Below are 16297 nucleotides of genomic sequence, written 5' to 3'. Positions count from 1 at the left end.
TTTAACGATCAAACAAAAAATGAACAATCCCAGCCATTTGGGCAGAAAATTGGATGATAGTTTACCAGATTTTGCGGGCTTTGTGGTGAGGGGATTCTGGAAATGCTGAAAAAGAAGAGATAATCAACCAATTACTGTGGATAACATGATTTTTATCCATAAAAAAACCCGGTTTGCACCGGGTTTTTTCGCCAATCGTTCTGCCGAAGCAGAAAACAATTAACGTTTGGAGAACTGCGGACGACGACGTGCTTTGCGCAGACCGACTTTTTTACGTTCAACCTGACGAGCGTCACGAGTGACGAAGCCAGCTTTACGCAGTTCGGAACGCAGGGACTCGTCGTACTCCATCAGAGCGCGGGTGATACCGTGACGGATCGCACCTGCCTGACCGGAGATACCACCACCTTTAACGGTGATGTACAGATCCAGTTTTTCTACCATATCAACCAGTTCCAGCGGCTGGCGAACTACCATGCGGGCAGTTTCGCGACCGAAGTACTGTTCCAGAGAACGCTGGTTGATAACGATTTTACCGTTGCCCGGTTTGATAAACACGCGAGCGGCGGAGCTTTTGCGGCGACCAGTGCCGTAGTATTGATTTTCAGCCATTGCCTATAATCCCGATTAGATGTCAAGAACTTGCGGTTGCTGTGCCGCGTGGTTGTGCTCGTTACCTGCGTAAACTTTCAGTTTACGGTACATAGCACGACCCAGCGGGCCTTTTGGCAGCATGCCTTTAACCGCGATTTCAATCACACGCTCAGGACGGCGGGCAATCATCTCTTCAAAGGTCGCTTCTTTGATACCACCGATGTGGCCGGTGTGGTGGTAGTACATTTTGTCTTCGCGCTTGTTGCCGGTTACAGCAACTTTTTCTGCGTTCAGAACGATGATGTAATCACCAGTATCAACGTGCGGAGTGTATTCCGCTTTATGCTTACCGCGCAGGCGACGAGCCAGTTCAGAAGCCAGACGGCCCAGAGTTTTACCGGTCGCGTCAACAACATACCAGTCGCGTTTTACGGTTTCTGGTTTAGCTGTAAAAGTTTTCATTAAAAGCTTACCCAAATAAATTAGTTACACGTTGGTGAACACCCAAACGCTTAAATACAAGTGAGGTTCACACGACATTGTCCAGTAAACCCACCCCTTCGGATATGTTTAACCGGCACACAAGTGTTTCGGGAAAAAAACCTTGTTGTAACGTGGGGTCGCAGGATTATAGAGAAGTCGGGGTCAAAGATCGACCCCTTTTTGTGATTCCGATTGGGTTTTGTGCAGCCCACAGACTTCTTTACCAGACCGGAGCCAACCGCATCACGGCATATGCGTTCGCTTGAGGTACTCTTCGCTTTGCATCTCCTGCAACCGTGATAAACAGCGCTGAAACTCAAACTTCAGCCGTTCCCCTTGGTAAATCTCATGCAGTGACGCAGCGGCGCTGACAACCAGCTTCACATGGCGCTCATAAAACTCATCCACCAGCGCGATAAAGCGCCGTGCTTCGCTCTCCATTAGCGGCGTCATTACCGGAACATCAAACAGCATCACGGTGTGGAACAACCGTGAGAGCGCAATGTAATCATGCTGGCTTCGCGCATCCACACACAGCGTGGAGAACGACACGGCCAGCGTTTGATTTTCTACGCCCAGCGTCGGTAAGGCGCGATGGTTTATTTCCAGTTCCGGCGCATGTTCCCTTTTAGCCCCCGCCAGCGCTTGCCAGAGCTTATCCATCTGCTGCGCGGTATCGCTATTGAGAGGCGTCAGCCACAAATGGGCCTGCGTCAGGGTGCGCAGACGGTAATCAACACCGGCATCGACATTCATAATGTCGCAAAACTGTTTGATTGCTTCGATAGCAGGCAAAAAACGTGCGCGCTGCAAGCCATTACGATACAGCTCATCCGGCGGAATGTTCGAGGTCGCAACCAGTGTGATCCCCCTGGCGAACAGCGCTTTCATGAGCCCGCCAAGCAGCATTGCGTCGGTGATGTCGGAGACGAAGAACTCATCGAAGCACAGCACATCGGTTTCGGCTTTAAAGCGATCGGCCACGATTTCCAGCGGATCGGTTTGCCCCTGCAGGCTGGTCAGCTCTTCATGAACACGCAACATAAAACGGTGAAAGTGCAGACGCTGTTTACGTTCTCCGGGCAGGCTTTGATAGAACATATCCATCAACCAGGTTTTCCCCCGGCCTACCCCCCCCCACATATACAGACCCCGAACGGGCTCAGCGGTGCGGGTTTCTCGTTTGCCCAGCAGTTTACTGAACGCCGCCATCAGGCCGGTGCCCGGCGGCACGGCGACGTTACCGCGGTTGATAAGTTGCTGGTAAATGGCATCCAGCCGGTTGACAGCTTCTTTTTGCACATCGTCCGGCTGATGGCTACCCTCGTTCAGGGCTTTTAAATATCGCGATGTCGGGGAAAGGCTTTGCATGGTGTTATTGTTGTTCCTTGAAAATCGATCCGCCCCCACAGGGTTGACGAAAAAAAGGCCGCTCTACACTACGCGATGCTGCGTCAGGATTCCACTTCTGCACTATTAGCGGTTATAGTGGCATTATCAGGCGCAGGCAGGAGCTTGCAGCCAGAACCCTACGGAATCACAAAACAACGGGAGAAGTTCATGACCTGGGAATATGCGCTAATTGGCTTGGTTGTCGGCATTATTATTGGTGCCGTGGGTATGCGTTTCGGGAACCGCAAATTGCGCCAACAACAGGCCTTGCAGTACGAACTGGAAAAAAACAAAGCGGAACTGGAAGAGTACCGTGAGGAACTGGTGAGCCACTTCGCCCGCAGCGCTGAGTTACTGGATAATATGGCGCACGACTACCGTCAGCTGTACCAGCACATGGCGAAAAGCTCCAGCAGCCTGTTGCCGGAAATGTCTGCTGAAGAAAATCCGTTCCGCAACCGTCTGGCAGAATCCGAAGCCAGCAACGATCAGGCGCCGGTGCAGATCCCTCGCGACTATTCAGAGGGCGCCTCTGGTCTGCTGCGCGGCAGCGCAAACCGCAAATAATCGTTCCGTCTCCTAATTTTTACGGGCGCGCTCTGCGTGCCCGTCCCTTCTTCTGCATCGCAGCTATTATTTAGTCATTCACCTCATTGTTCCGCGGTTGAAATTTCAATAACATCAAATTGTTTTGAGGCGACATTCCTTTCACTTCAGGTTACGAGAGCCAGCATCAATGAAGAAACCAACCCAGCTGTTGAGTGCATTTGCGTTAAGTGTCGGGTTAACTCTCTCGGCACCGTTTCAGGTCATGGCTGCCATGCCATCTCAGGTGCCTGGCCAGGGTGCGCTGCCAAGCCTTGCACCGGTGCTGGAAAAGGTGCTGCCCGCCGTGGTCAGCGTGCAGGTAGAAGGGACCGCTGTACAAGGCCAGAAAGTGCCGGAAGAGCTGAAAAAATATTTTGGCGAAGAGATGCCGGAACAACAACAACCGCAACCTTTTGAAGGCCTCGGTTCCGGGGTCATTATTGATGCGGCTAAAGGCTACGTGCTGACCAATAACCACGTGGTTAATCAGGCGCAGAAAATCAATGTTCAGCTCAACGACGGGCGCGAATTCGAAGCCAAATTAATCGGCAGCGACGACCAGAGCGATATCGCCCTTCTGCAGTTGCAAAATGCCTCAAACCTGACGCAAATCGCTATTGCCGATTCCGATACATTGCGCGTAGGTGATTTCGTGATCGCCGTGGGCAACCCCTTTGGTCTGGGTCAGACGGCCACATCCGGGATTGTGTCCGCCCTTGGCCGCAGCGGCCTTAATCTGGAAGGGCTGGAAAACTTTATCCAGACCGATGCCTCAATTAACCGCGGCAATTCCGGCGGTGCGTTATTAAATCTCAACGGTGAGCTTATCGGCATTAATACCGCCATTCTCGCGCCAGGCGGCGGTAGTGTTGGCATCGGCTTTGCGATCCCCAGCAATATGGCTCAAACCCTGTCGAAACAACTGATTCAGTTTGGCGAGATTAAACGCGGTTTGCTGGGCATTAAAGGCACCGAAATGAGCGCGGACATTGCCAAAGCCTTTAATCTCAATGTGCAACGCGGCGCGTTTGTCAGCGAAGTGTTGCCAAATTCTGGCTCTGCAAAAGCCGGGGTTAAGTCTGGCGATGTGATTATCAGTCTTAACGGCAAGCCACTGACAAGTTTTGCCGAACTGCGCTCGCGCATTGCGACCACAGAACCGGGTTCAAAAGTGAAACTGGGTCTGCTGCGCGACGGCAAACCACTGGAGGTAGAAGTCACACTGGACAAAAGCACCTCTTCTTCCGCCAGTGCGGAGCTGATTTCACCCGCATTGCAAGGCGCGGAATTAAACGATGGTCAGTTAAAAGATGGCACCAAAGGGATCACCATCGGTAATGTGGAAAAAGAGAGCGCCGCAGCCCAGGCGGGCCTGCGTAAAGATGACGTGATCATTGGCGTTAACCGCGATCGCGTGCAATCTATTGCTGAATTGCGCAAAGTGCTGGAGGCGAAACCGTCAGTGAAGGCGCTGCATATTGTACGCGGCAACGACAGCATCTATTTACTGCTGCGCTGATCATTTCCGTATCCGGGCATCACCGCTGCATGTGATGTCCGGATAACTCATGTTATGCTGCAGATGTTCCCCTTTTTAATGACTATCCCATCATGTATGTGAAGCTTTTACGCTCGGTAGCAATCGGTCTGGTTGCGGGTGGCCTGATAATCGCCGCCATGCCCTCTTTACGTCAGAATAACCCTCTCACATCGCGCCAGTTCGATAGCGCGGATGAAACCCCTGCCAGCTACAACCAGGCGGTGCGTCGTGCCGCCCCGGCAGTAGTGAATGTCTATAACCGCAGCCTGAATAGCTCCACGCATGATCGCCTTGAAATTCGCACGCTCGGATCTGGGGTTATCATGGATCAACGCGGCTATATCATTACTAACAAGCACGTTATTAACGATGCGGATCAGATCATCGTGGCTCTACAGGATGGCCGTGTTTTCGAGGCATTGCTGGTGGGCTCTGACTCTCTGACCGACCTTGCCGTACTGAAGGTTAATGCCACCGGCGGGCTACCGGTGATCCCGATTAATGCCAAACGCACGCCGCATATTGGTGATGTCGTGCTGGCCATTGGGAACCCGTATAACCTCGGGCAGACGATCACGCAGGGGATCATCAGCGCGACGGGGCGTATTGGCCTGAACCCGACGGGACGGCAAAACTTTCTGCAGACCGATGCCTCCATCAACCACGGTAACTCCGGCGGTGCGCTGGTGAACTCGCTGGGTGAACTGATGGGCATTAACACGCTCTCTTTCGATAAGAGTAACGATGGCGAAACACCGGAAGGGATCGGCTTTGCTATTCCGTTCCAGTTAGCCACCAAGATCATGGATAAGCTGATCCGCGATGGCCGCGTGATCCGTGGTTACATAGGCATTGGCGGCCGTGAAATCGCTCCGTTACATGCCCAGGGTGGCAGCATCGATCCGATCCAGGGGATCGTCGTCAATGAAGTTTCACCAGATGGCCCGGCAGCACGCGCGGGGATCCAGGTTAACGACGTGATCACTTCTGTTAACGGCAAAGCGGCCGTCTCTGCGCTTGAAACCATGGATCAGGTGGCCGAGATCCGTCCGGGTTCGGAAATCCCGGTAGAGGTAATGCGGGACGATAAAAAGCTGACGTTTAAAGTGACGATTCAGGAATACCCGGCAACCAACTAACGACCATAAAAAAACCGGAGCACGCTGGCTCCGGTTTATGCTTTTGGCGGCCGCGCTTAGCGGTTAACGAAATCCACGCCGAGTTGAATATCTTTTTTCAGCGTGTCCATCATACCTTCCAGCGCCTGTTGTTCAAAGGCGCTAAGCGCGCCGATGCTGTGACGCTCCTCTACACCCTTTTTCCCCAACAGCAGTGGCTGAGCAAAGAAACGCGTGTGTTCACCGTCACCTTCAACATAGGCACATTCAACAATCCCTTGTTCGCCCTGCAGAGCACGTACTAACGACAGCCCAAAACGCGCTGCGGCCTGGCCCATAGAAAGCGTTGCCGATCCGCCACCCGCTTTCGCCTCGACCACTTCAGTACCCGCGTTCTGGATACGTTTGGTCAGGTCGGCAACTTCCTGCTCAGTGAAGCTAACACCCGGGACCTGGGAGAGCAGCGGCAGAATAGTCACGCCAGAGTGGCCGCCAATCACCGGCACTTCGATGTCGCCAGGCTGTTTATGCTTCAGCTCAGCAACAAAAGTATTTGAACGGATGATGTCCAGCGTGGTTACGCCAAACAGCTTGTTTTTGTTGTACACACCGGCTTTTTTCAGCACTTCCGCCGCAATCGCGACCGTGGTGTTTACCGGGTTTGTAATAATACCAATGCAGGCTTCCGGCGCCGTTTTTGCTACCTGAGCAACCAGGTTTTTGACAATACCGGCATTCACATTAAACAGGTCGGAGCGATCCATACCCGGTTTACGCGCAACACCTGCGGAAATCAGCACAATATCGGCACCCACCAGCGCAGGCGTGGCGTCTTCGCCAGCAAAGCCCTGGATCTTAACCGCGGTAGGGATATGGCTGAGGTCAACGGCGACGCCAGGTGTGACAGGAGCAATATCGTAAAGGGAGAGTTCTGAACCAGAAGGCAGTTGTGTTTTCAGTAGTAGGGCGAGCGCCTGACCGATACCGCCGGCCGCGCCGAGGACTGCGACTTTCATCCTAAACTCCTTATTATGGTTAGCTAAATATTTGTTACTCCGTTGCGGCGACCTTAATTCACCCTGATAATTATGACAATGACCATGCAAAAATTCTGCGGCATGACACATTGTTAGATCTTGTGACGGGTAAATACGACCGGCAGATCGACAAACTCAGCAACTAACACAGAGAGTTTATAATATAGCTGCGTTATTCACCAAAGTAACATCAACTTTATAACAATTAATTTACTTTCGAATCTTATTTGCGACGCAGAACACAGGGTTCTGTCCTTCAGAACAGGATTTGATAAACTCCGCGCCCTTCACGGCATTTTTTAATGTATTTACTCCGCAGAGTATTTGCATAAAAATGCAGCAATATGCATAATAATGTTGTTTTTCACGGCCATAATACGGGTGACTTATGCGAAGCTCGGCAAAACAAGAAGAATTAGTCAAAGCGTTTAAGGCGCTGCTTAAAGAAGAGAAATTCAGTTCTCAGGGAGAAATTGTCCAGGCTTTACAAGATGAAGGCTTCGACAATATCAATCAGTCTAAAGTATCCCGCATGCTGACGAAATTCGGTGCGGTGCGCACACGTAACGCGAAGATGGAGATGGTTTACTGCCTGCCCATTGAGCTCGGCGTTCCGACGACCTCCAGCCCACTGAAAAATCTGGTGCTGGATATCGACTATAACGATGCCGTGGTGGTGATTCATACCAGCCCAGGCGCGGCGCAGCTAATTGCACGCCTGCTGGACTCGCTAGGGAAAGCGGAAGGCATTCTCGGTACCATTGCAGGTGACGACACGATTTTCACCACTCCTTCGAGCAACTTCACGGTTAAACAGCTGTACGAGGCTATTCTGCTGGTGTTCGAACAGGAGCTGTGATTGCTTCCCCCCCGTAGCTTGCTGCGGGGGAATATCCGGTATTTATCGGTACATCCCCCACTTTCTACCGCCATACTCTTTAACAGTTAGTGCGATTTATGGCTTTCCAGGCTCGTTCCAGAGTATCCCATCGCACAAAAAATCAAAGTCTTCTATCTCGCTGATTTTATTAATCATCGTTAACTAATATTCACAGTACATCCGCTTTTTTATGCCATTACGCGATACAAAATCATGCTCTTTATTCCTATAAGTCACAGTTATAATTAGCATGGTATTAATTCTTTCCGTGATTAGTGTATACTTGATTTTGTGATGAGGGTCACGAAACAAGACCCCAGGAAAAATGAAAGCAAAGAATACGACGAGGTAAATATCATGAATATCAAATCAACTGTAGCAACACTGAGTATCCTCTCTGCACTGTCATTCGGTGCTTTCGCAGCGGATTCAATCAATGCCGATCAAGCGCAATCGCGCCAGTCGCTGGGTACCGTGTCCGTAAGCTCAGTCGCCTCTTCCCCGATGGATATGCGTGCTGAACTGAACAAAAAAGCGGATGCACAGGGTGCTTCAGCCTATCGCATTATCGAAGCCCGTACCGGTGACCAGTGGCACGCCACTGCCGAACTGTACAAATAAGTTTTACCGATAAAACCCTATGTCATTATCGTCTCGCGGCACCAGGTATAAAAAAAGCCGTTCAATCCTTCTCGCCGCAGAGACGCTATTCAGGAGAAAGACAATGAAACGTAATCTGATCATCGCATCCCTTGGCCTTGCATCTTTACTCTCTTTTGGTGCCAGCGCCGCAACACTGATCAATAGCGATCAGGCCAACAATCTGCAGCCTATGGGCAGCGTTTCTGTTTCGCAGGTCGCAGGTGTACCGATGGATATCCGTCAGGAATTATCAGCAAAAGCTGACCAGGCTGGCGCCAGCAGCTACCGCATTGTCGAGGCGCGTACTGGCGATCATACCCACGTCACAGCGGAACTGTATAAATAAACCCTCGTCGTCCTGTCCGACGACTTGCCCCTGCCTGTCAGGGGCTTTTTTTGCGCTTAACGCACGTTAAAACGCAACTGCCCTTCCAGTTCCTCTTCGGCTTCATCGAAGAGCAGAATCAACGCGCCAAAGCGCCGACGCTGCCTTTCAGGCAAATGCGTGAACTCGATCTCAAGCGGCATCGGTAGCGTGCCTTCCATTACCGTATCCCACAACGAATCGAGATCGTGAACTTTCTCGCGCTCAATAGCGAACTGGCGGGAAAATTCGCGATAGAAAGCACTTTGATCAGTAATATTTTTGAAATCAAAGGTGTAGATATTCATGGTCTCCGCCACCAGCCTGACGGGCGGCGAACGCCGCCCGGATGTTTACAATCCACCAAGATGCAGGGTTTTGACTTCAAGGAATTCCTCCAGGCCAAGTACCGACCCTTCCCGTCCCAGCCCTGACTCTTTCACCCCGCCAAATGGTCCCAGTTCCGTAGATACCGCACATTCATTAATGCCGATCATGCCGCTTTCGATTGCCTGCGACACACGGAATACTCGTTGCAGGTTTTGCGTATAGAAATAGGCCGCCAGCCCATATGGCGTCGCATTCGCGCGTTTCACCACCTCCTCTTCGGTGGTAAAGCGGAAACAAGCCGCAACCGGGCCAAACGTCTCTTCCTGCGCCAGTTTCATGCCATCGCTGCAATCACCCAGCACCGTAGGTAGCCAGAAGTTACCGCCAAGGCTATGCGGTTTACCGCCCGCCAGAATTTTTGCGCCTTTGGCTACCGCATCCTCGACATGTTCGCGCACCTTATCGATGGCCGCAGGCTCAATCAGAGGCCCGACAACCACCCCTTCCTCCAGGCCATTGCCGACTTTCAAGGCACTCACCGCTGTCGCCAGTTTCTGCGTAAAAGTGTCGTAGACCGATTCATGGATATAGAAGCGGTTAACGCTGACACAAACCTGCCCGGCGTTACGGAATTTATTGGCGATAGCCCCCTGAACGGCCGCATCGATGTCCGCATCCTCAAAAACAATGTAAGGCGCATTGCCGCCCAGCTCCATCGACACTTTTTTCATCGTCTCGGCGGCATTGCGCACCAGCGTTTTTCCGACTGCAGTCGAACCGGTAAAGGAAATTTTACGCACGTCGTGGCTGGCCATGATTGCGTCGCTGATTTCGGACGTGTTCCCGGCAACCGCATTCAGCACGCCATCCGGTACGCCCGCTTTTTTCGCCAGCGTTAGCAGGGCAAACGCGCTCAGCGGTGTATTATTTGCCGGTTTAATCACGCCGGTACAACCCGCCGCCAGCGCAGGGCCGAGTTTGCGCGTGAGCATTGCCATCGGGAAGTTCCACGGTGTTATTGCCGCCACCACCCCCACCGGTTCGCGGGTGGCCAGAATGCGTGAGCCGGGTTTAATCGGCGGGATAATTTCTCCGTTAGCGCGTTTTGCCTGCTCGGCAAACCACTGAATAAAGCTGGCCGCATACTCCACCTCGCCTTCGGCCTCTTTCAATGGCTTCCCCTGCTCGGTGGTCATTAATTGCCCTAACCAACGTTTATTCTCAATAATCAGTTCATACCAGCGATAGAGAATGGTGGAGCGCTCTTTGGCGGTTTTTGCCCGCCACGCGGGAAACGCCCTGGCCGCCGCAGCAATCGCTTCTTCGGTCTCTTTTTTACCGGCTTTTGCCACTTTTGCGATTACCTCTCCGGTGGCCGGATTCAGAACGTCAAATGTGGTATCCAGCGATTTCCAGACGCCATCAACCAGATAGCCCGTCTGGAAAAGCGCGTTGTCCTGCAGTGCCTGCGTGGTCATTTGTCCTCCTGATCTGTGCGTTATGAAAGCTCACACCAAGTATAGCCATAAAAAAACCGACGCTTTTGGCGTCGGTTTGGGGCAGGGTCAACTGCTGGTCAGTGCGTGCTGGTACTTATGCAACATGCCCGTAAGCCTGTGCACCGGCTCCGTCACCTGGGCGGGGGCATCCCAGTAGCGCAACTTTTGCTGGTAGATCTCCAGCTCCTCCAGCAACTGGGTAAAGTAGCGGCGGCGCTTATTGTCGGAACTTGCGGAAATCACCTGCCCGGCTGTGCGGCGTAACTGGCGATGGAATGCCGACAGATCGTCATTGACTGGCACGGGGGCATCGCGCAGGCGCTGGTGGGCAATAATCAACGTTAATGCCAGACGGAATTTCGCCACGTCGCCAGGGAACTTGTTCAACAATAAGAACAGTTGCTGGTACAGCGCAGGCAGATGGTTCTCTTTACGCCGTGCGGTATTGGTGGTCATTGCCGACACCGCCGCAGAAACAAACTGGTTTAACAGCACTCGCCCGGTACGCGCTTGCGAGTTATCACGCACCAGCAGGATCACCACCATCGCCAGCACCACGCCGACTAACTGCCCCAGCGCACTGTCGAGAAACTGGTTGAATTTAAAGGTCATCGGGTTATCAAGAACCAGAATATTGATCGTGCCCGCCATGGTGCCAAGCGAACCCAGCCGCCGTTTTTGCACCTCGATGCCAATGAAAAAGGCCAGCACCGCCAGGCTGATACAGAGCAGCAGCATGCTTTGTTGCGTTGACGGCAAAATGATCAGGAAGTAGAGCGAGCCAATAGGCAAGGCCCATAACATACCGTAGATAAAGTCTTTGGCTACCATCACCGGGTTGGGCAAGCGCATCGCCAGCGAGGTCACTACCGCAATCATCACCATGGCACTACTGCCGGAAGTCCAGCCCGTCCACAGCCAGAACAGCGTACCGAGCATGCACGACAACGTGGTACGCCAGAAGTTAATCATGGCATGATGTCGTTCAGCCGATTCGGGTTTCACGACCGCCTCACCCTGCAATACCTCTTCTTCAACGGCGCTGATTTTTGTATTGCCGATTACCCCACGCTTTAACAGCAGATAGCGGGTGGCCGAACCAACCCAGCTATAAATGGTGACGGGGGTTTCCCGCTCACCCGTCCAGGCGATGACGCGGCGCATCCGTTTTAACTGCCTGTGAACATCCTGCACGGTATCGACCGGCGCATCGAATAATTCGCGAAAAGTACCGGTGATGAGCTCCGGGCGCGTGTTCTGAATAAGATAGGTTTCGCAGGCCTGGGTAATTAACGTCAGCGACAAGGTGTTTATGGCTTTCAGACGGCGGTTGGCGCGCCCCCAGCGAGACGATTCAATCTTCAGATTGCTGCGCATGCCGTCCAGCGCGGCGGTTCGGCGTACCAGCGCAGCCCAGGCGCTATCGACTTCCTCACTGTCGCCATGCTTAATGCATAGCTGCATCAACTGGTAGTGCGCAACCAGTAACGCGTCCAGCTCGCGGTCAATTTCCTGTTTAATGGAGCGCGGCGAGAAGAGCAGATCGGCAACAATGGCGCAGATAATCCCCATTACAATTTCACTGCAACGTTCAACCGCAAACTGCGGTGCCAGCAGCGGCTCTGTCTGGATAGTGATCACAATGATTAACGCCGTGTAGCCCGATAAACCCCATGCATAGGAGTTTTCGACACGCACCAGCGAAGAGACCCAGGTACAAAATCCGGCCCAGATGCAAGACACCAGCAACATAAGCAGCGGCGTGCGGATCAGGGTGATGATGATGGCAAGCCCGGCAACACAGCCGATAAACGTGCCGACAATGCGCAGCATTCCCCGATAGCGAATCGCCCCGGAATAGGGTTCACCCCCGGCGGCAAACGCCGGGCCGGAAGCGACAATAGCGGCGGTCATCACCGCCCAACGCGGGGTTTCAAGCTGAAAGTGAAAACCGACAAACAGCGCCAGCACAACAGCAAAGGCCAGCTTGCAGGCAAAACGCAGATGCTGGCTGGCAATTGAGAACAGCCCCATAGCGATTACCCCAGTTCACGCAGACGATGCGCCATTTTGCGGAAGAAAGAGTCCTGGCTTTCATCACGATCGGATTTTCCGGTAACCACCACGGTAGCAGTTGTCCCGGCCGGCCACAGGTTGCCCTTCTGCTGATCCAGCCGGATCCGCACCGGCACGCGCTGAGCCAGACGCACCCACTCAAGGTTGGAATCAACCGTCGCCATTCCTTTGCTGTCATTGCTGCTGCTTGAGTTAGTCACCCCGGCGGCAACGCTATCAACCGTGCCTTTCAGCACCAGGTTGCTGCCAAGCGGTGTCACTTCCGCGCGGTACCCAGGCCTGACGCCTTCCAGCTTCGTCTCTTCCATATAGGCCAGAATATAAAATGAGTTCTGCTTCACCAGCGCGACGGCGGTGGAGCCACGGGTGATAAACTCCCCTGCGTAGACATTAAGGTTAGTTACCCAGCCATCGGCTGGCGCGCGGATAACCGTGCGCTCCAGATCCAGTTTTGCCAGATCGCGGGTCGCCACGGCTTTGGCTAATTGATGCAGCTCGGTTTGCAGCGTATTGTTGGCCTGGTCGATCTCTTCCCGCGACATGGCCTGGACGCCCAGCTGATTACGGCGACCGGCTTCACGACGCTTCTCGTTAACCAGCGCCTGGTAGTACGCGACATCGGCCTCGTCTTGTTCCAGCGCTTTTTGGTAGCGAGGCTGATCGACAGTGAACAGCACCTGGCCCTGTTTCACCAGTTGGTTGTCGTGAACATTGACCGCCGTCACCAGCCCGGTAACGTCCGGCGCAATGGCGACAACATCCGCGCTAAAGCGCGCGTCACGCGTCCACGGTGATTCTGTGTAATAAACCCAGGCGCGAAAAATAGCGATGAACGCCAGGACAACCAGCACCATAGTAATAGCAGTGCGAGAGATATTTCTTGTTAGTGTTTTCACATCTACCTCAGACAAACAGGCGCGACAGCAGGTAAAAAAGGCAGCAATACAGCGCAGTATTAAATAACGCCGGGTGCCAGACAAAATCGTAGATCCCTGTCGGGACCAGCACCCTGCGCACCAGCCAGAAGATCGCCAGTGACAAAATTAATTCGAAAAAAATCGGTGGGAACGACAGACCGAACACCACGATTACGGGAAACAGACTCATGTTGACCTTGGTTAGAGAACGTGCAGGTGACAATTCTTTTTCACGTCACCGCAGGAGTAAGGGCAAGAAAAGCCAGGCGAGAGTGACGCGTTTTATTTAACCCAGGGTGGGTTGACCGCCCCCGTGGGTAATTATCCAACTAACAGTATATTAACGTAACTGTTATGCTGTTATCTATATTATGTGATCTAAATCACTTTTAAGTCAGAGTGAATAATGGAACGACTCAAACGCATGTCGGTATTTGCCAAAGTGGTGGAATTGGGATCGTTTACCGCCGCAGCCCGACAGTTACAAATGAGCGTTTCGTCCATCAGTCAGACGGTGGCGAAACTGGAAGATGAATTACAGGTTAAGCTGCTGAACCGCAGCACGCGCAGCCTCGGGCTTACCGAAGCCGGAAAGATTTATTATCAAGGCTGCCGCCGAATGTTGCACGAAGTACAGGATGTCCACGAGCAACTCTACGCGTTTAACAATACCCCCATCGGAACGCTGCGCATTGGCAGTTCTTCAACCATGGCGCAAAATGTTCTGGCAAAAATGACAGCCGATATGTTGAGAGAGCATCCGGGGTTATCGGTCAACCTGGTGACCGGGATCCCGGCGCCGGACTTGATTGCCGACGGGTTGGACGTGGTGATCCGCGTAGGCGCGTTGCAGGACTCCAGCCTCTTCTCACGCCGTCTCGGCGCGATGCCGATGGTGGTGTGTGCCGCCAAAAGTTATCTCTCCCAGTACGGCGTGCCGGAAAAACCCGCCGACCTGACCAACCACTCGTGGCTGGAATATAGCGTTCGGCCGGATAATGAGTTTGAACTGGTGGCACCGGAAGGACTCTCGACACGCCTGATCCCACAAGGGCGCTTTGTGACCAACGATCCGATGACGCTGACCCGCTGGCTGACCGCCGGCGCAGGCCTCGCCTTTGTGCCCTTAATGTGGGTGATCGATGAGATCAACAGCGGCGCGCTGGAGATCCTGCTGCCACGCTATCAGTCAGATCCCCGACCGGTCTACGCCTTGTATACCGAAAAGGACAAACTGCCGCTCAAAGTGCAGGTCTGTATTAATTATCTGACGGAATATTTTATTGAGGTTGCGCAGGTCTACAAAGGCATGCAGGGGCGCAGGGTGTGAGGCTCCTCTCCCCGCAGGGAGAGGAGAAAACCGTAATCAGGCCGTACCGCCGACGGTCAGGTTGTCCACTTTCAACGTCGGCTGGCCTACGCCAACCGGCAGGCTCTGCCCCTCTTTACCGCAGACCCCAACGCCGTTATCCAGTTTCAGATCGTTACCCACCATTGAGATCTGCTGCATAGCTTCAATGCCAGAGCCAATCAACGTCGCGCCTTTCACCGCTTTGGTCACTTTACCTTTTTCGATCAGGTAGGCTTCAGAAGTCGAGAAGACGAATTTACCGGAGGTGATATCCACCTGGCCGCCGCCGAAGTTCGGGGCATAGATACCATAATCAACCGATTCGATAATTTCCTGCGGCGTAGATTGCCCCGCCAGCATATAGGTGTTGGTCATACGCGGCATAGGCAGATGCGCATACGATTCGCGACGCCCGTTACCAGTCGGTTTAACGCCCATCAGTCGCGCGTTCATCTTGTCCTGCATGTAGCCTTTCAGCACCCCATTTTCGATCAGCACGTTGTACTGACCGGGTGTGCCTTCATCATCAATCGCAACCGAACCGCGACGATCGAGAAGGGTGCCGTCATCCACCACGGTACACAGTTCGGAAGCCACCAGTTGCCCCATCTGGCCACTGAACACCGATGTGCCGCGACGGTTGAAGTCGCCTTCCAGCCCGTGACCGACCGCCTCATGCAGCAGCACCCCTGGCCAGCCCGCGCCTAACACAACGGGCAGCGTACCGGCAGGCGCAGCAACAGCAGTCAGATTAACCAACGCCATACGAACAGCCTCTTTTGCCCACGCATCGGCGCGCACGTCGCCATCAACATCTTGCAGGAACCAGTCATAACCAAAACGACCGCCGCCGCCGCTGGATCCGCGCTCACGTTTACCGTCATCTTCAACCTGCACACTCACCGACAGGCGTACCAGCGGACGTACATCTGCCGCCAGCGTACCGTCAGTGGCCGCAACCAGAATCAGCTCGTAAACGCCGGTCAGGCTGGCGGAAACTTCCTGCACACGTTTATCTGCCGCCCGCGCGACTTTATCTACGCGGCGCAAAATATCCAGCTTCTCTTCACGGCTCATGCTCTGCAGCGGATCGATACTGGTATACAAAGAGTGATGCTCTACCGCACCAAGGGTTTTAACCTTACCATCGCCGTTCTCACGCACGATGGTGCGGGCCGCTTGCGCGCTCTGTTCCAGCGCTAACAGGCTGATTTGATCGGCATAGGCAAAACCGGTTTTCTCGCCGCTCACGGCGCGCACACCGACCCCCTGGTCAATATTGTAAGAGCCATCTTTAATGATGCTGTCTTCCAGGACCCAGGATTCGTGATAGCTCGACTGGAAATAGAGATCGCCGTAGTCAAGACGACGCGCGGTCAGTTGGCCAAGAATGGCAAACAGATCCTGAGGGTTCAGGCCATTCGCTGCCAGCAGTTGTTCACTCACCAGATTAAGACTCATCATTATTTACTCGTCGTTGCCGCCA

At 53.4% G+C, this 16297-nt stretch carries 17 protein-coding genes; 7 read left to right on the top strand and 10 right to left on the bottom strand.

Annotated features, from left to right (window positions below):
• Positions 1 to 219 precede the first annotated feature (219 nt).
• From rpsI to zapE, 3 genes are all read right to left on the bottom strand, one after another.
• Positions 220 to 612, bottom strand: a complete 393-nt coding sequence (gene rpsI, locus ACUY4S_RS02770) for a 30S ribosomal protein S9 (protein WP_000829818.1) — start codon at positions 610 to 612, stop codon at positions 220 to 222.
• 15 nt (positions 613 to 627) lie between these two features.
• Positions 628 to 1056 carry a 50S ribosomal protein L13 gene (gene rplM, locus ACUY4S_RS02765; protein ID WP_004868222.1) on the bottom strand — a complete coding sequence of 143 codons (429 nt, stop codon included), beginning with the start codon at positions 1054 to 1056 and terminating at the stop codon, positions 628 to 630.
• Between the two features lie 264 nt (positions 1057 to 1320).
• A complete protein-coding gene (zapE, locus tag ACUY4S_RS02760; RefSeq protein WP_312691203.1) occupies positions 1321 to 2448 on the bottom strand; it encodes a cell division protein ZapE in 1128 nt (375 codons plus the stop codon).
• A 189-nt stretch (positions 2449 to 2637) separates the two neighbouring features.
• Between zapE and zapG the strand changes: the two genes are divergently transcribed.
• From zapG to degS, 3 genes are all read left to right on the top strand, one after another.
• On the top strand, positions 2638 to 3036 hold the full coding sequence (gene zapG / locus ACUY4S_RS02755) for a Z-ring associated protein ZapG (protein WP_088236601.1): 399 nt from the start codon (positions 2638 to 2640) through the stop codon (positions 3034 to 3036).
• A gap of 169 nt (positions 3037 to 3205) precedes the next feature.
• Complete coding sequence (degQ, locus tag ACUY4S_RS02750; protein ID WP_312691202.1) at positions 3206 to 4576, top strand: serine endoprotease DegQ; 1371 nt, start codon at positions 3206 to 3208, stop codon at positions 4574 to 4576.
• A gap of 92 nt (positions 4577 to 4668) precedes the next feature.
• The gene (degS, locus tag ACUY4S_RS02745) at positions 4669 to 5736 is read left to right on the top strand and encodes an outer membrane-stress sensor serine endopeptidase DegS (protein WP_312691201.1); all 1068 of its coding nucleotides are present in this window, start codon (positions 4669 to 4671) and stop codon (positions 5734 to 5736) included.
• A 56-nt stretch (positions 5737 to 5792) separates the two neighbouring features.
• Here the strand turns inward: degS and mdh are convergent, their stop codons facing one another.
• Positions 5793 to 6731 (bottom strand): malate dehydrogenase, encoded by a 939-nt coding sequence (gene mdh / locus ACUY4S_RS02740; RefSeq protein ID WP_458022844.1) that lies wholly within the window; start codon positions 6729 to 6731, stop codon positions 5793 to 5795.
• Between the two features lie 409 nt (positions 6732 to 7140).
• On the opposite strand from mdh, the gene argR reads away from it, so the two are divergent.
• The 3 genes from argR (at position 7141) to yhcN (ACUY4S_RS02725) (ending at position 8620) form a co-directional block, all read left to right on the top strand.
• A complete protein-coding gene (argR, locus tag ACUY4S_RS02735; RefSeq protein WP_312691199.1) occupies positions 7141 to 7611 on the top strand; it encodes a transcriptional regulator ArgR in 471 nt (156 codons plus the stop codon).
• A gap of 378 nt (positions 7612 to 7989) precedes the next feature.
• Entirely contained in the window at positions 7990 to 8253 is a 264-nt protein-coding gene (gene yhcN / locus ACUY4S_RS02730; RefSeq protein WP_312691198.1) for a peroxide/acid stress response protein YhcN, read from the top strand.
• Between the two features lie 103 nt (positions 8254 to 8356).
• Positions 8357 to 8620, top strand: a complete 264-nt coding sequence (gene yhcN, locus ACUY4S_RS02725; RefSeq protein WP_312691197.1) for a peroxide/acid stress response protein YhcN — start codon at positions 8357 to 8359, stop codon at positions 8618 to 8620.
• A gap of 56 nt (positions 8621 to 8676) precedes the next feature.
• Here yhcN (ACUY4S_RS02725) and ACUY4S_RS02720 read toward each other — a convergent pair whose 3' ends face one another.
• The 5 genes from ACUY4S_RS02720 to aaeX all read right to left on the bottom strand — a co-directional run bounded on the left by ACUY4S_RS02720 (position 8677) and on the right by aaeX (position 13650).
• The gene (locus tag ACUY4S_RS02720; protein ID WP_312691196.1) at positions 8677 to 8946 is read right to left on the bottom strand and encodes a barstar family protein; all 270 of its coding nucleotides are present in this window, start codon (positions 8944 to 8946) and stop codon (positions 8677 to 8679) included.
• Positions 8947 to 8991: 45 nt separating this feature from the next.
• Positions 8992 to 10446: an NAD-dependent succinate-semialdehyde dehydrogenase gene (locus tag ACUY4S_RS02715; protein ID WP_458022843.1), complete on the bottom strand. Its 1455-nt coding sequence runs from the start codon at positions 10444 to 10446 to the stop codon at positions 8992 to 8994.
• Between the two features lie 87 nt (positions 10447 to 10533).
• Positions 10534 to 12501 carry a p-hydroxybenzoic acid efflux pump subunit AaeB gene (gene aaeB / locus ACUY4S_RS02710; protein WP_458022842.1) on the bottom strand — a complete coding sequence of 656 codons (1968 nt, stop codon included), beginning with the start codon at positions 12499 to 12501 and terminating at the stop codon, positions 10534 to 10536.
• A gap of 5 nt (positions 12502 to 12506) precedes the next feature.
• On the bottom strand, positions 12507 to 13439 hold the full coding sequence (aaeA, locus tag ACUY4S_RS02705) for a p-hydroxybenzoic acid efflux pump subunit AaeA (RefSeq protein ID WP_312691193.1): 933 nt from the start codon (positions 13437 to 13439) through the stop codon (positions 12507 to 12509).
• A gap of 7 nt (positions 13440 to 13446) precedes the next feature.
• The gene (gene aaeX / locus ACUY4S_RS02700) at positions 13447 to 13650 is read right to left on the bottom strand and encodes a p-hydroxybenzoic acid efflux pump operon protein AaeX (protein WP_061492969.1); all 204 of its coding nucleotides are present in this window, start codon (positions 13648 to 13650) and stop codon (positions 13447 to 13449) included.
• A gap of 216 nt (positions 13651 to 13866) precedes the next feature.
• Between aaeX and aaeR the strand changes: the two genes are divergently transcribed.
• Positions 13867 to 14790: an HTH-type transcriptional activator AaeR gene (gene aaeR, locus ACUY4S_RS02695; protein WP_312691192.1), complete on the top strand. Its 924-nt coding sequence runs from the start codon at positions 13867 to 13869 to the stop codon at positions 14788 to 14790.
• Positions 14791 to 14826: 36 nt separating this feature from the next.
• On the opposite strand, the gene tldD is transcribed toward aaeR, so the two are convergent.
• Positions 14827 to 16272 (bottom strand): metalloprotease TldD, encoded by a 1446-nt coding sequence (tldD, locus tag ACUY4S_RS02690; RefSeq protein WP_458022860.1) that lies wholly within the window; start codon positions 16270 to 16272, stop codon positions 14827 to 14829.
• Between the last annotated feature and the right edge of the window lie 25 nt (positions 16273 to 16297).

This window comes from Kosakonia beeri (assembly GCF_054165705.1).
The sequence above is the reverse complement of the archived record's forward strand: the minus strand, read 5'-3'. Positions and strand labels throughout refer to the sequence as shown.